We start from the raw sequence: 15,223 nt of genomic DNA on the forward strand, positions 1-15,223 counted from the left end.
AAATGGTATCTGGGAAATATCCCGATACACTTATAAAAAATTATAGGGACCGCTTAGGCGGCCCCTTATTTTAACAAATCAAAATCAATTTATTACAGTCCGAAGCGAGCCATAATCATGTCTACGTGACGGAGGAAGTAATCTACCTTGAAGCACTCATCAATCTCTTCCTGAGACAGATACTTAACTACATCCTCGTCCTTGCTGATATTGGTCTTAAAGTCTTCCTTCTCAAGCCATCTCTTCATGGCATTGCGCTGTACCCACTTGTAGGCGTCCTCACGGAGCACACCCTTGGATACCAGGGCAATGAGAATACGCTGGCTAAAAATCAGACCGCCGGTCTTATTCAAGTTCTCCATCATGGCGTCCGGATATACCAGCAGCTTGTCAATGATGTTGGTGAACTTCTTGATGCAGTAATCTACATTAATGGTAGAATCTGGCAGGATAACACGTTCTACGGAGGAGTGGGAAATATCTCTCTCATGCCAGAGAGCAATATTTTCCATGGATGCCAAAGCATTACCACGAACCAGACGGGCCATGCCGGCAATACGCTCACAAGTGATAGGGTTACGCTTATGAGGCATAGCAGAAGAACCCTTCTGGCCTGGGCTGAAGTATTCCTCAGCCTCGCGGATATCGGTGCGCTGGAGGTTACGGATCTCGGTAGCGAACTTCTCGAAGGAGCTTGCTACGATAGCCAGGGTGGTCATGTACTCGGCATGACGGTCACGCTGGATAACCTGGGTAGCCAATGGAGCAGGGGTAATGCCCAGCTTCTGGCAAACCAGCTCTTCAATCTTAGGATTAATGTTGGAATAGGTACCAACAGCACCGGAGAGCTTACCAACGGATACAACCTTCTTGGCATGCTCCACACGCTCAATGTCACGGTCTATTTCGTTCATCCAGAGAGCCAGCTTCAGACCAAAGGTCATAGGCTCTGCATGGATGCCGTGGGTACGGCCGATGCAGACAGTGTGCTTGAACTCAGCAGCACGGCGCTTCAGCACCTCACGGAATTTCTTCAGATCATCAATAATCAGCTCAGCAGACTTCTTCATCATGATGCCAAGTGCAGTATCCTTAACATCACTGGAAGTCAACCCCTTGTGAATATACTTGGAATCGTCGCCTACATACTCAGCCACATTGGTCAGGAAAGCAATAATATCATGGTTGGTTTCCTTCTCAATTTCCTTTACACGGTCCAGCTCGAAATGTGCTTTTTCGCGAATGTTGACAGCAGCCTCTTTTGGAATCTCTCCCAGCTCTGCCATGGCTTCACAAGCAGCGATTTCTACATCCAGCATAACCTCAAACTCATGCTGTAATGTCCAGATATTACCCATCTCAGGGTTGGTATACCGTTCGATCATTGATGCAATTCCTCCTTAAAAAAGAAAACAGCTTATTGCCCGTGTTTCAACGGGCGGGGTAATAATTATTCACCCCATTGTTATCCGCATATATCATAGCATTAGCCTTTAGACACTGTCAACCGCTTGGACTATGTATACACAGGCCTCAGTACATTACGCTGTCATCAAGATTAACAAATCCGGATACCAGTTCCCGGGCAATATTGGTGAGCTTTTCGCAGTCCCCGGCATGCTTGCCCTCAATGTTCATTGGCATATTTGGATCATGGAGGGACAGACGGAGAAGAATCCAGCCCTCATCCGAGAATACCAGACGGACACCCTCATAGGATGGGGAAGCCACCTGAATACCACGGGCCTCGGCCAGCTCCTTAAATTCCTCCAATACGCCGCGTCCATAGGTCTTGTAATCCTCCAGACCACGGATGTACAGACGGTACTCCCGGGCCTCAGCCGGATAACCCAGCTCCTCAATAAGGCTGGCCAGTGATTTATCCTCTCTCTTGGCCTTGGCGGCAGCAATAATCAGCTTTACAGCCAAATATGCACCATCATCCAGATAGTAGTTTTCCTGCAGGGCACCATGGCCAGAGGTTTCAATGGCCAATGGAGACGCAGTGCCGCTTTCATTGAGACGGATACACTCATTGATAACATTCTTGTAGCCTCTCTTGAAGCGGTGATGCTTCAGATGGAGCTTGCCCTCCAAAAATTCAGTGAGCTCATCGGAGGTTACGGAGTCAGTAACAATGGTGCTGCCCGGATAGTCAGGAGCCAGAATGGCGGCTATCATGGCAATAAGGGCATTGCGGCTTAAGGTCTTGCCGTCAGGCAGTACTGCGCCCATGCGGTCCACGTCTGTATCAAAAATCAGTCCCAGATCAGCATTGGAATCGTTGACGATTTTTTTAATTGAAGCCATGGCTTCCTTGTTCTCAGGATTTGGCACATGGTTCGGGAACCGCCCATCCGGGTCCAGATACTTGCTGCCGGTGGTGTCAGCCCCCAACGGCTTTAACACCCTGTCAGCAAAGAAGCCCCCTGCACCATTGCCGGCGTCCACCACGATTTTCATGCCGGAAAGAGGCTGCATGTAATTCTCTTCCAGATTGGCACCAACCCGGATCTTCTCGCAGAGATATTCGGAATAGAGCTCAATAAGCTCCAAAGTTTCCACGTCGCTGATATCATACTCTGCCGGCTCCAGCTTGGCTGCTGCCTTAAGAATAGCCTTGATATCGGCCTTTTCCAGACCGCCCTCGGCGGTGAAGAACTTCAGGCCATTGCGGTTATATGGCAGATGGCTGGCAGTAATCATAATGGCACCATCCATCTGGGTATCCTCGAAAACAATGGACATATACATGGCAGGAGTGGAAGCCATACCGCAGTCAAAGACTCTTGCCCCCAGATTCATGGCGCCTTCAATGGCCGCTTCCTTCAAGGATACGGCACTGAGACGGGAATCATGACCCACGGCAATCTTCAGCTTATTGGCCGGCTTGCCAGTTTTTTCCGCCAAAAAATTAACGAAAGCTGCACCAATGACATTGGCCACGTCATGGGTAAGGGTGACATCCTCGCCTTCAACCCCTTCCATGGCTACGCCACGTATGTCGCTGCCATTCTGCAGCTTCAGCATTTTCTTTTCATCCATCATATTGAGCACCTCCGGATATATATAAATTTTATGTTTATTGCTACCTTACATTATAATATTAGTACCGTAAAGATGCCATAGGTAGCATGTTTTTTCATAAGATGATATAATACTGAATTAATGTGGGGCAGTGCCCTATGTTATTTAGTAAGGAGAATTTAACAACATGGCAGATGTAAAAATAAAATCTATGACAGAATCCGGCCTTTTGGCTGCCATCACTGTCATAGTTGCATTGGCGGGAGTCTATATCCCCCTGTTGGGTGAAGTGGCCATTCTGGTTTGGCCCCTGCCCATACTGATATTGGAGGTACGGCATGGCCTGAAATGGGCTTTGCTGAGCGTATTGGCCGCCGGCATTATTATGGCCATACTTATTGAGCCCATGTCGGCACTAAGGCTGGTAATCGGCTTTGCGCCACCGGCCATTGCCCTGGGCTACGGCTTCAGAAAGGGCCTGCCTGCAGGACAGACCCTGCTCATGTCCCTGTTAACAGCTGTAATTGCCATGCTGCTGGCATTGGGGCTGTTCCTGGCCGTGACTGGCATTAATCCATTCACCATGGAGCTGGAGGTAATGGAGGATTCCTTCAACACCTCAATATCCGCCTACGAAACCATGGGAGTACCGCCTGAGAAGGTGGCCGAGATGAAGGAAAACTTCGGTCAGGCCTTTAAAATGGTGGGGATGCTCATGCCGCTTATCGTGATCTGCTCCGGCCTGATTACCACCCTCATTAATTTTGTGGTGGGCCGCAGGGTGCTGAAGCGTCTGGGCTATAATCTTCCGGGGCTGCCAACCCTTGACCAGTGGCGTCTGCCAGTGGCCCTGTTTTATTTGTTTGGCTTTTCACTGGTGGGAATTTACTGGGGTGAATCCCGCAGCATTGAGCTGCTGAAGCAGATTTCCTACAACGTATTTTTCCTGACTACCCTGGCCGGCTTTGTCCAGGGGGTGGCCATACTGAGCAATGTTCTGAGAGGCAAGATTTCCCGATGGATGTTCTGGATTATCATTGCCTTTATATTCATCAACGGATTGTTGGCCCAGCTGTTGGCCTTTGTGGGCCTCTTTGATATGATTTTTGATTATCGCAGGCGATTTTCAAAAAATCGCAATTAAGTGAGAATCGAGGTTTGTAACATGCCTAGAAATCTAAATGCCTGGATTGATATAGCCATCATCCATCTGGCGGCCCTGCTGCTGGTGGTGGTGCTGTTTCTATACAACTGGTATATCGGTGCGGCGGCCCTGATGGTCTGGTGCGCCACCCTGTTTTTCGGATACGAGCGCTGCCGGTACCGCAGTGAGGAATTTGCCCATTACTGTCATACGGTTATCAGCAATGTAAATGATGCGTCCAATTTTGCATTGGACAATCTGCCGCAGATGATCGTGCTGACAGACAAGAACGGACGGCTCCAGTGGTTCAACAAGGAGCTGGAAAAGCATATCCGGGTTATTCCCGAATACGGAATGGCCATTACAAAGGGTGAGGATGCCTTTTGGCCGGAGCTGGACCTTAATTCCATCTGGGGCAAGAATGGAGAAACCGTATTTATCCATGAGAATGTCCATTACAAGGTAAAGCATGTGCCTATCGCCACCAAGGAGGATTCCTGTGGTCTCATGGCCCTTTACGTAATTGACGATACCCCGCTGCAGCTGTTGAAGCGGATTCACGCTGACAGCCGCTCCGTTCTCATGTATATTCAGATTGATAACTACAATGACGTTTTGAAGGGCCTCAACGATGCTGAGAAAAACAGCCTGACCTTCGAGGCCAACAAGATGATTGACGAATGGATAACCCATCTGGAGGGCTATTCCCGTCACATCAGCCGGGATATGTACATTGCCTTCATCGAGCGCCGCAATCTTGATATGGCCATCGGTGAAAAGCTCTACATTCTGGACAAGATTCATAATCTGTTCAATACCACCAGCAAGCTGCCAATTACCCTGAGTATGGGTATTGCCGTGGCTGACCGCCAGACCTACATTGAAATGGGCCAGCAGGCACAGGCCATGCTGGATTTGGCCCTGAGCCGCGGCGGTGACCAGGCGGCCATTCTCATGAACGGCCAGACCAGCTTCTTTGGTGGCAAGACCAAGGCACTGGAGAAGCAGAACCGGGTTAAGGCCCGCGTTATGGCCTCCAATATCAAGGCTCTCATGCAGACTGCCGATGAGATTTTCATCATGGGCCATCACAACGAGGATTTTGATGCCCTGGGTGCTGCCATGGGTGTGGCCCGCATGGCCAAGACCCTGGAAAAGCCGGTGCATATTATTCTCAGTGACATGAACGAGGGCATTGACAAGATTATTGAAATGCTCGCCAGCCGTGAGGAGTACGCCGGAATCTTCATTCCAAATGACAAGGTGGTAAACATCACCGCCAAAAATCCGGTGCTCTTTGTGGTGGATACCTTTATTCCGCATCTCACTGCCGCTCCGGAAATGCTGGAGCGCATTGACCAGATAGTGGTCATCGACCACCACCGCCGCAGTGAAAACTGCATCAAGGATACCAAGATAGCCTACACGGAAACCGCCACCAGCTCCACCAGTGAGCTGGTAACAGAGCTGCTGATGTACTTCGGTGATGAGCTGAAGATCAGCCGCATTGAGGCCATTGCCCTTTACTGCGGTATTCTGGTGGATACCAAGAACTTTGCCGTACAGGTGGGTGTCCGCACCTTCGAGGCTGCGGCATATCTGAGACGTTGGGGAGCAGATCTGGTGGCTGTGCGCCAGCTCTTCAGAACTGACTTTGCAACGGAAGTGGCAGAGGCTCAGGCCAAGGCGGCCGCCAATATGCTGCCAAATGGCCTTATTATTACCAAGTGCCCTGATGCCGCCAACATTCAGGTGGTGGCAGCCCAGGTGGCTGATTCCATGCTGCGCATTGAAGGGGTACGGGTCAGCATTGTTATATTCCAGCTGACGCCAAACACCGTGGGGGTAAGTGCCCGTTCCAGCGGTGAAATCAACGTCCAGCTCATTATGGAGAACTTCGGCGGCGGCGGTCATCAGAATGTGGCCGGTACCCAGCTGAAGGATGGAACAGTGGACGATGTTTATAACCAGGTGTTGGAATACACAAATACGTTTATAGAGGAGTACGATAAGAATGAAAGTAATTCTGCAGAAGGACGTTAAGAACGTCGGCAAAAAAGGTGAAATTGTAGAGGTTTCCGACGGCTACGGCCGCAATTTCCTGCTGCCAAAGAAGGTGGCCGTGGAGGCAACCTCCAATAATATAAATGTGGCCAAGGCCCAGGCCGGCTCCGCTGCCCGCAAGAAGGCACAGGACACTGACGAGGCCAAGCTCATGGCAGCCCAGCTGTCCCAGGTCAGCGTAACCATTCCTGTTAAAATCGGTGAAAACGGCCGTCTTTTCGGCTCCGTTGGCGGCAAGGATGTGGCTGACGTATTGAAGAAGAAGCACAACATTGACATTGACAAGCGTAAAATTTCCCTTAAGACTGAAATTTCCGGTGTTGGCACCTACGAGGCAGTCATCAAGGTTCACCCTGAAATCACTTCCACCATTAAAGTAGAAGTGGTACAGGGCTAACAGGTTTTTATCCATGAAAAATTTCTTTTCCAAATTATTAAATCTTAAAACCCAGGACCGGGAAGCCAATCTGGAGTCTGCCAAGGCCGCTCTGGAGGCTGAAATGGGTCCACGGGATGAAATCGACAGAAAAATTGACGCCCTGTTTAATCTGCTGGTGGACTACTACGGTTCCGACAAGCTGGTTATCAAGGCCGGAAAAATGGATGCTTTACAGTATGTGCGCTCACCTAAAAGAGGTGAGCGTGTACTTGCTTTACAGAGAATTATTAACGACAATCCCACCATCAAGGAAGTACCAAAGGATGGTGAGCTGTTGGCCATTCTGGAGCAGCTGACGGAGCAGTTTTCCGATATTCTGGCCCGCCGTTCCGTGGAGGACGACCTTGAGAAAAAGGTGGCGGAGCGCCTGGAGGAAAACCATCAGGATTACGTTAAGGACATCAAGATGCAGATTCTCAAGGAGGAGAAAAAGAATGCCGAATCTCCTCTGGAGCAGAAAAAGCGGGAGCATCTTGAGGAACTGGAGAAGGTCAGCCTGACCCAGTCCGTCATGGAGCTGCTGCGGCCTTCCTCCACCGAGGAAATAGTGGGCCAAAAACGGGCCGTGGATTCCCTGCTGGCAAAGCTCAGCTCCCCGTATCCACAGCATCTGATTCTCTACGGACCTCCGGGAGTGGGCAAAACCACTGCCGCCCGTCTGGTGCTGGAGGAGGCCAAAAAGCGGAAGCTGTCTCCTTTCGGTGACGAAGCACCCTTTGTGGAAACCGATGGTACCACCCTACGCTGGGACCCACGGGATATGACCAACCCATTATTGGGCTCCGTTCATGACCCGATTTATCAGGGGGCCCGCCGCGATCTGGCAGACACCGGCATTCCGGAGCCAAAGCCTGGCCTGGTTACCGACGCCCATGGTGGTATTCTCTTTATTGATGAAATCGGCGAAATGGACGTTATGCTGCAAAACAAGCTGCTGAAGGTTTTGGAGGATAAGCGTGCCTACTTTGAGTCCGCCTATTATGACCCGGCTGACGAGAAGATTCCGCCATATATAAAGAAGCTCTTTGAGGAGGGTGCACCGGCTGATTTCGTGCTGATTGGTGCCACCACCCGGGAGGCCTCCCACATAAATCCGGCCCTCCGTTCCCGCTGTGCCGAGATTTATTTTGAGCCTCTGACTCCTGCCAACATTCAGGAAATTGTGAGAAATGCCGCCAAAAAGCTCTCCGCCGACTTAGGAGAGGGCGTGGCAGAGCTCATCAGTGAATATACCATTGAGGGCCGCAAGGCCATTAATATTCTGGCAGATGCCTACAGCCTTGCCCTGGAGCGCAACGCCCAGCAGGAATGGGATCAGGCTGCCGATAATCCTGTGGCCATTGAAAAGGCTGATATTTACAGGGTTGCCCAGGTGAGCCGTCTGAGTCCTTACGTTACCAAGAAGGCCTCCGACCGTCTGGAGGTAGGCCATATCTTCGGTCTGGGTGTGGCAGGCTTCTTGGGCTCCGTCATTGAAATTGAGGCCATTGCCTTTGAGGCCCATGAAAAGGGCAAGGGCACCGTGCGTTTTAACGAAACTGCCGGCAGCATGGCCAAGGATTCCGTATTCAATGCGGCCTCTGTGGTACGCATGCTAACGGGCAAGGATATCCACGACTACGATATTCATATCAATGTTATCGGCGGCGGCAATATTGACGGGCCAAGTGCGGGCACCGCCATTCTCACGGCCATTTTATCCGCCATTACCAAGCGGCCTATCCGTCAGGATGTGGCGGTAACGGGAGAAATTTCCCTTCAGGGCCGGGTGCGTCCCGTGGGAGGTGTCTTTGAAAAGGCCTATGGTGCCAAACAGGCCGGCATAAAGACCCTTATTATCCCTAAGGAAAACAGCAAGGATATACCAAAGAATCATCTGGGGCTGGACATTCATCCGGTCACCACTGCCAAGGAAGCCTTTGACTTACTGCTGGGGCCGGAGCCTCAGACCCGGGAGGATTAACAAATGCCAATGATTGATAGAGTTCCCCCACAAAATATAGATGCAGAGCAGGCTGTATTGGGGGCCATGCTCATAAAAAAAGAGGCCATCGCCGAGGTATCCCAGATTCTGAAGCCTGAGGATTTCTATCGTGATGCCCACAAAATTGTATATGAAGCCATGCTGAGCCTCTTCAATAAAAATGAGCCGGCGGACATTGTCACCGTTTCCGAGTATCTCAACAGCGAGAACCTCATGGAAAAGGCAGGCGGCGTAACCTTTATTACGGCCCTGGCCAATACGGTGCCAACGGCGGCCAACGTCACCTACCATGCCAAGATTGTCCGGGAGAAGTCTGACCTCAGACACCTTATCAACACAGCCACGGACATTGCCGGCATGGCCTACGAGTCCTCCGAGGATGTGGCCGATGTCATCGACAAGTCGGAAAAGATGATTATGGAGGTGGCCAACCGCCAGAATGTGAGTGCCTTTACCCCAATGCGGGACATTGTTATGGAGACCTTTGACAAAATCAATGTGCTCTACGAGAACAAGGGTGGCCTCACGGGTATTCCCTGCGGCTTTACGGATTTGGACAAGCTCACCTCCGGTCTCCAGGCCTCTGACCTTATTCTGGTGGCGGCCCGCCCGTCCATGGGTAAGACTGCCTTTACATTGAATATTGGTGCCCACGTGGCCCTGAAGGAGCACAAAACCGTGGCCTTCTTCTCACTGGAAATGTCCAAGCAGCAGCTGGTTCAGCGTATGCTGTGCTCCGAGGGCGGTATCGATTCCCAGAAGCTCCGCAAGGGCGAGCTGGACAAGACCGACTGGAGCAAGCTGGTAAACGTGGCCAACAAGGTGGCCGAAGCGCCCCTTTATATTGATGATACAGCCGGCATTACCGTTATGGAGCTGCGCTCCAAGGCCCGCCGTCTCAAAGCGGAAAAGGGGCTGGATTTGATTATCATCGACTATCTGCAGCTGATGCAGGGCCGCAGCAGCAAGGGCTCCTCTGATAACCGTCAGCAGGAAATTTCCGAGATTTCCCGCTCCCTCAAGGCAGTGGCCCGTGAGCTGAATGTTCCGGTTATTGCCCTTTCCCAGCTGTCCCGTAGCGTGGAAAGCCGCCAGATCAAGCGACCGATGCTAAGTGATTTGCGTGAATCCGGTTCCCTGGAGCAGGATGCAGACATAGTAATGTTCCTCTACCGCGAGGATTACTATGACCCGGAAACCGCCAACAAAAACATAACCGAGGTTATTGTGGCCAAGCATCGTAACGGCCCGGTGGATACAGTGAAGATGTTCTTCAAGAAGGAATTCACCCGGTTCAACGATTTGTCCAAAATGCAGTAATATCAGCAACAAGCCTGATTTCTCCATGAGAAGTCGGGCTTTTTTTATGTCCCAAAATAAAAACTGAAAAATTTTCTATTTTTCTATTGACAACCAAAATGGTAGGTATTACAATACAAACATACTAAACATATATGTTTTCACCACGCAATTATAATTTTACTATCCAGGAGGCGTTTATTATGGCTAGAATTTTCAACAGTGTTACAGAACTTATTGGCGGTACCCCACTTTTAAAGGCTAATAACTTTGCCCGTGCAAATGACCTTCAGGCAAATATTTTGGTTAAGCTGGAGTACTTCAACCCAGCCGGCAGTGTTAAGGACAGAATTGCCAAGGCCATGATTGAAAAGGCTGAGGCCGAGGGCAAGCTGACTGCTGATTCCGTTATTATTGAGCCTACCAGTGGCAACACCGGCATCGGACTTGCCAGCTTCGCCGCAGCCCGTGGCTACAAGGCTATTCTCACCATGCCGGAGACCATGAGCGTTGAGCGCCGCAACCTTCTGAAGGCCTATGGCGCAGAGATTGTCCTCACCGATGGTGCCAAGGGCATGAAGGGTGCCATTGAAAAGGCCGAGGAGCTGGCCAAGAACACCCCACATTCCTTTATCCCATCCCAGTTCACCAACAGTGCCAACCCAGAAGCCCACAAAAAAACCACCGGCCCAGAAATCTGGAATGATACCGATGGTAATGTAGATATATTTATTGCCGGTGTCGGTACAGGCGGTACCCTGACCGGTGTAGGCGAATATCTCAAGTCCCAGAAGAAGGACGTAAAGGTAGTAGCCGTGGAGCCTGCCACCTCTCCTGTACTCAGCAAGGGAACTGCCGGTCCTCACAAGATTCAGGGCATTGGTGCCGGCTTTGTTCCGGATACCCTGAACACCAAGATTTACGACGAAATTGCTCCTATTGAGAACGATGATGCCTTCAAGTATGGCCGTCAGTTCTCCCAGAGCGAGGGCATTCTCATCGGCATCTCTTCCGGTGCAGCCCTGGCCGCAGCAGTACAGCAGGCCAAGAAGCCGGAGAACAAGGGCAAGAACATTGTAGTTCTGCTTCCGGATACCGGCGACCGTTATCTCTCCACACCACTTTTCTCCTAAAAGATTAAGGTATAAGCGGGTTCCATTCGCCCATGAACAGGTTCCATTCGCCTATAGATAAGCCTCATTTCACTGAACACAAAGTAAAAACAGGACCATGCCAGTAATGGCGAAATAGGGGCCGTAAGGAAAATAATCCTTGCGGCTTCTTTTTTTTGTAATTAACAGAAGCAGGGCCATTATGCCCCCCATGATTATCCCCATAATCACCGTGACCAGAAGCAGGTCCGAGCCCAGCCACAGCCCCATGGCTCCCACCAGCTTCACATCACCGCCCCCAAAGCCGCCACGGGTAATGACGGCCAGCAGGAGAAAAACTGCAAAGCCCACGGCAGCGGCCACAAGACCGTCCATAAGCCCCTGCCCGCTCAGCAAAAGCCTGGTTAAGCCCAAAAGGGCAAACAGGGCCAGCTGCTTGTCAAAAATAACCTGCCACAGAAAATCAGTTAAAGAAAATTGTATCAAAAAAAGGGAAACAATGAAAACATATAGAATATTAGGGTACTGGAGGCCGTGAAAAATATAAGCTGCAACGGCACACAGCAGGGGAAGGGCCCCGGAGATAGCCAGCAGCCATCTGCTTTCGGCCACAGTCCCCCTTATGGGAATAAAAGTGTCCAGTTCACTCTCATATTCCCTGCTGAGGGCACCGGACCAGGACAACAGCCCCCGGCCCAGGAGGCAGCCCAGTATAATAAACACCCCAAGGGGCATAATATTATTTAAAAAAATGTGCCACAACACCTAATCACCCACTTAAATAGTTTTTTTACAAATCAATTAATGTTATAACGAAGATTACCTTTTTAATCCTCGTTGAAACGCTAATCAGAAGATTTTTCTTCTTTTTAGGAAGAAAATTTTGAACAATTGCGTTATAATTATTTCAAAGCTTATTTTAGAATATTACGAAGAATAACTCAATTTTTAAATAAGGACAGGCAAAAAAATGAAACCAGAATTTAAAAAACAATTTTCTGAAATGGCTGAAAAGATCAGCTACAAGTATTGGATAGTTTTCGCCGCCATTGCCAGCCTTCTGTTTGGTATCCTGCTGTTCATTTATCTGGAGCAGGAACCGGAAAAGCCGGCACCGGCCTACAGCGGTGAAAAGACCACTATCATAGTGGCGGCCACCGACATCGCGCCCCGGACACTGATTCAGTCAAATATGCTGACCACCCGGGAAATACCGGTGGAGCTGGCTCCTGAGGATGCCATTACGGATGTAAAGGACATCGTGGGCAAGCCTGCAAGAATCCAGATTCTTCGGGACGATTTCATCACGGACCGAAAGGTATTGATGGATATAAAAATGGCGGGCTTCACGGGACTTATTCCTCCTGATTGCCGGGCCATATCCGTGGGAATCAATGATGTTACGGGCATTTCCGGCTTTGCCAAGCCAGGTGATTACGTGGATGTAATGGTGGTATCCGGCTCCGGCAACGATGCCCGCATCACCTCCAACATTATTTTGCAGAATATCCTGCTGCTGGCCATCAACAGAACTCCGATGAACAGCCAGCGCAATGTGGTTACCCCACCTGCCAATAATGAGGGTAACAGCGGCAGCAACAATAATAACAGCAGCAACAGTGTTCTGCCTTCACAGACCACCCAGCCTGCTTCCTCCGCCATGGCCACTGCCACCCTGGCAGTATCCCCAAGGGATGCCATGGAGCTTATAGCCGCGGCCCAGTCCGGAACAATTTATCTTGTGCTGAGACCTTATAAGCCAAGAGATACCTTTACTACCACTACGGAATACACCAAGGTAACCAACAAGGCCACCACGCCGCAGAACGGCAAGCAGCCGGCTCCGGCAGCAGGCGGCAGTGCACCACCGGCCCAGGCAGCTCCTGCCCCGGCCCAGTCCTATGGCAGTGTTGAAGTTATTCGAGGTACCACCGTTACCAGAGAAGGAGCCTAAAAATGGAAAAAATAATACACAAATGGCAACTTCATATATCCATGGTGCTGACGGCATTTATGCTGTTTCTGTCCACCTCCGTGGCAGCAGCCTACGTTCAGCCTCTCTATCTGGAAATAAACCAGTCAACCCTTTTTAACGCTTCCAGCTACGCTGACATCATCAGGGTAGCCATAGCCAATCCCGCCATTGCGGATGTAAATGTCATCAATAACAGAACCTTGAATATTATCGGTGTATCCCCCGGCTCCACCAGCCTTACGGTGTGGACCGACGATGGAATGCAGCAGGATTTCGTGGTAAATGTTTCCAACAAGGATTCCACCACTGCCAATGCCATCAGACAGGCCATGAACATTCCGGGGGTTCATGTGGAAAAGGTGGGAGACAGGATTCTCCTGAAGGGCAAGGTTAAAAATCAGTATGAAAAACAGCAGGCCTATGCCATGGCCGTTATGTTTGTAAGCAATCCGGAAAATGTCATCAATATGCTGGAAATGGAAAATCCCAGCCAGATTAATCTGGCAGCCATGGTAATTGATATTTCCAATGCTGATGCCCAGGAGCTGGGCATTATGACAGGCTCCAGCGGTACTGTAAGGACAGAGGCCGGCGATTTCAGCGGCATATCCTTCGGCACCTTCTACGGAGGTCAGGATTTCAAGCAGTTCGGACCTCATGTTTACAACAATATCAATTTCAAGCTCAATATGCTGATCAAGCAAGGAAAGGCCCGGATTCTGTCCAGACCTAACGTGACCACCATGAGCGGTGAGGAAGCTGAAATTCTCATTGGTGGCGAGATTCCACTGCCTACAGCCAACAAAAACGGTGATATTTCCATCACCTGGCGTGAATACGGTATCAAGCTCCATATCAAGCCAACTGCCACCCCTGACAACAACATTACCGCCGGGGTAAATGCAGAGATCAGCAACCTTGATTACAGCAATGCCGTAACCACCAGTGCCGGCACCATTCCGGCCCTGCTTTCCCGCAAGGCCTCCACCATGATTACCATTCCTGATGGTGAGACCATGTCCATTGGCGGTCTTATGAACAACAGTGAAAGCAAGAACGTAAGCAAGATTCCACTTCTCAGCTCCATTCCAATTATCGGGGAATTCTTCAAGTACACCAGCACCTCCAAGGACCGTCATGAGCTGGTAATCCTCATTACCCCTACCATTGTGAACAGTGATGAGCCTGTAAAGGTGTCCGATCCCCTGAAGAATGCAGTGGAACAGGCCCAGCAGGAATATTCCAATATGAAGGATGTAAGCCCAAATGATTTGGACATTACCAAAAATCCAAATCGGGATATGGACGAGAACATAAATAAAGCAAGCAAGTAATACGGATGTATTTTTCGGAGATGAGCGTATGTCTGACGAACAGATCAATGGTGTCATTATAACCTTTTTCAGCACGGCGTCCGCCGTGGGCAAAACCCTTATAAGCATTAATATGGCCTCAGAGCTGGCCAGGGAGGGCTATAGTGTGTGCCTGGCTGATTTTGACCTGCAGTTTGGGGACATCAGGAATTATCTGCGCCTTAACCCCGAATACACCATTACGGACCTTTGTGACAGCATAAAGTCAGATTCGGGCACCTCACTGATGCCGATGCTGACCACCTATGCCTACGAGGGTGTGGCCTTCCAGGTGATTCCCAATCCTACCAAGCTGGAGGACGCCTACAACCTCAGTCCGGAAACCATTATTGACGTGCTGAAAAATCTGCGTATGCAGTATGACTACATCATTGTGGATACCACCTCCATGTTCAGCGTACTGAATCTGGCCCTTTTGGATATCAGCACCATCGTTACCTTTTTGGGTATTGTGGATTTTATTCCTACCATCAAAAATATGAAGATAGGCAATGAAACCCTCCGTACCCTGAACTACGATTCCAACAAGATACGTCTGGTGCTAAACCGCAGTGATTCCAAGACCCACATTCAGCTGAAGGACGTGGTAAGCATTTTGGGCGAGGATTTCTACCACATTCTCCACAATGATTTTATTTCTGCCAGAGAGTCCATTGCCACGGGAATACCCCTGGTACTAAACGGACAGGAAAGCGAGCTTACCCAGGAGCTCCGGGCCCTGGTGGCCAGATATACCAACAAGGGCTATCAGACCGAGGAAACCCAGAAGCGAAATTCCTGGCTGTCCAAGATATTTAGTTAGGAGG

12 protein-coding genes are annotated in these 15,223 nt (G+C 50.1%); 9 read left to right on the plus strand and 3 right to left on the minus strand.

From position 1 onward, the window contains the following. Positions 1 to 92: 92 nt before the first annotated feature. Positions 93 to 1,385, minus strand: a complete 1,293-nt coding sequence (gene purB / locus D081_RS02735) for an adenylosuccinate lyase (RefSeq protein ID WP_085022596.1) — start codon at positions 1,383 to 1,385, stop codon at positions 93 to 95. A 148-nt stretch (positions 1,386 to 1,533) separates the two neighbouring features. After that, a complete protein-coding gene (locus D081_RS02740; protein ID WP_085022597.1) occupies positions 1,534 to 3,048 on the minus strand; it encodes a phosphomannomutase/phosphoglucomutase in 1,515 nt (504 codons plus the stop codon). Positions 3,049 to 3,214: 166 nt separating this feature from the next. On the opposite strand from D081_RS02740, the gene D081_RS02745 reads away from it, so the two are divergent. From D081_RS02745 to cysK, 6 genes are all read left to right on the plus strand, one after another. Further along, on the plus strand, positions 3,215 to 4,171 hold the full coding sequence (locus D081_RS02745) for a YybS family protein (RefSeq protein ID WP_085022598.1): 957 nt from the start codon (positions 3,215 to 3,217) through the stop codon (positions 4,169 to 4,171). 21 nt (positions 4,172 to 4,192) lie between these two features. Further along, entirely contained in the window at positions 4,193 to 6,214 is a 2,022-nt protein-coding gene (locus D081_RS02750; RefSeq protein WP_085022599.1) for a DHH family phosphoesterase, read from the plus strand. Continuing rightward, positions 6,186 to 6,632: a 50S ribosomal protein L9 gene (rplI, locus tag D081_RS02755; RefSeq protein ID WP_085022600.1), complete on the plus strand. Its 447-nt coding sequence runs from the start codon at positions 6,186 to 6,188 to the stop codon at positions 6,630 to 6,632. Before D081_RS02750 ends, rplI begins: the two co-directional genes overlap by 29 nt. 13 nt (positions 6,633 to 6,645) lie before the next feature. Further along, on the plus strand, positions 6,646 to 8,637 hold the full coding sequence (gene lonC / locus D081_RS02760) for a Lon family ATP-dependent protease (RefSeq protein ID WP_085022601.1): 1,992 nt from the start codon (positions 6,646 to 6,648) through the stop codon (positions 8,635 to 8,637). 9 nt (positions 8,638 to 8,646) lie between these two features. Further along, positions 8,647 to 9,978: a replicative DNA helicase gene (dnaB, locus tag D081_RS02765; RefSeq protein ID WP_085022661.1), complete on the plus strand. Its 1,332-nt coding sequence runs from the start codon at positions 8,647 to 8,649 to the stop codon at positions 9,976 to 9,978. Positions 9,979 to 10,160: 182 nt separating this feature from the next. Continuing rightward, positions 10,161 to 11,090, plus strand: coding sequence for a cysteine synthase A (gene cysK / locus D081_RS02770; RefSeq protein WP_085022602.1), 930 nt, complete (start codon positions 10,161 to 10,163; stop codon positions 11,088 to 11,090). Positions 11,091 to 11,159: 69 nt separating this feature from the next. On the opposite strand, the gene D081_RS02775 is transcribed toward cysK, so the two are convergent. After that, positions 11,160 to 11,831 (minus strand): A24 family peptidase, encoded by a 672-nt coding sequence (locus D081_RS02775; protein ID WP_143272103.1) that lies wholly within the window; start codon positions 11,829 to 11,831, stop codon positions 11,160 to 11,162. A gap of 208 nt (positions 11,832 to 12,039) precedes the next feature. Between D081_RS02775 and cpaB the strand changes: the two genes are divergently transcribed. Genes cpaB through D081_RS02790 form a run of 3 tightly spaced genes read left to right on the plus strand, consistent with a single transcriptional unit; the run spans position 12,040 to position 15,219 of the window. After that, the gene (gene cpaB, locus D081_RS02780) at positions 12,040 to 13,023 is read left to right on the plus strand and encodes a Flp pilus assembly protein CpaB (RefSeq protein ID WP_085022604.1); all 984 of its coding nucleotides are present in this window, start codon (positions 12,040 to 12,042) and stop codon (positions 13,021 to 13,023) included. 2 nt (positions 13,024 to 13,025) lie between these two features. Beyond that, positions 13,026 to 14,378 carry a type II and III secretion system protein family protein gene (locus D081_RS02785; RefSeq protein WP_085022605.1) on the plus strand — a complete coding sequence of 451 codons (1,353 nt, stop codon included), beginning with the start codon at positions 13,026 to 13,028 and terminating at the stop codon, positions 14,376 to 14,378. 28 nt (positions 14,379 to 14,406) lie between these two features. Beyond that, positions 14,407 to 15,219, plus strand: a complete 813-nt coding sequence (locus tag D081_RS02790) for an AAA family ATPase (RefSeq protein WP_085022606.1) — start codon at positions 14,407 to 14,409, stop codon at positions 15,217 to 15,219. The last annotated feature ends 4 nt before the right edge of the window (positions 15,220 to 15,223 follow it).

Source organism: Anaerovibrio sp. JC8 (assembly GCF_002100115.1).
In the GTDB taxonomy this organism is placed as follows: domain Bacteria; phylum Bacillota; class Negativicutes; order Selenomonadales; family Selenomonadaceae; genus Anaerovibrio.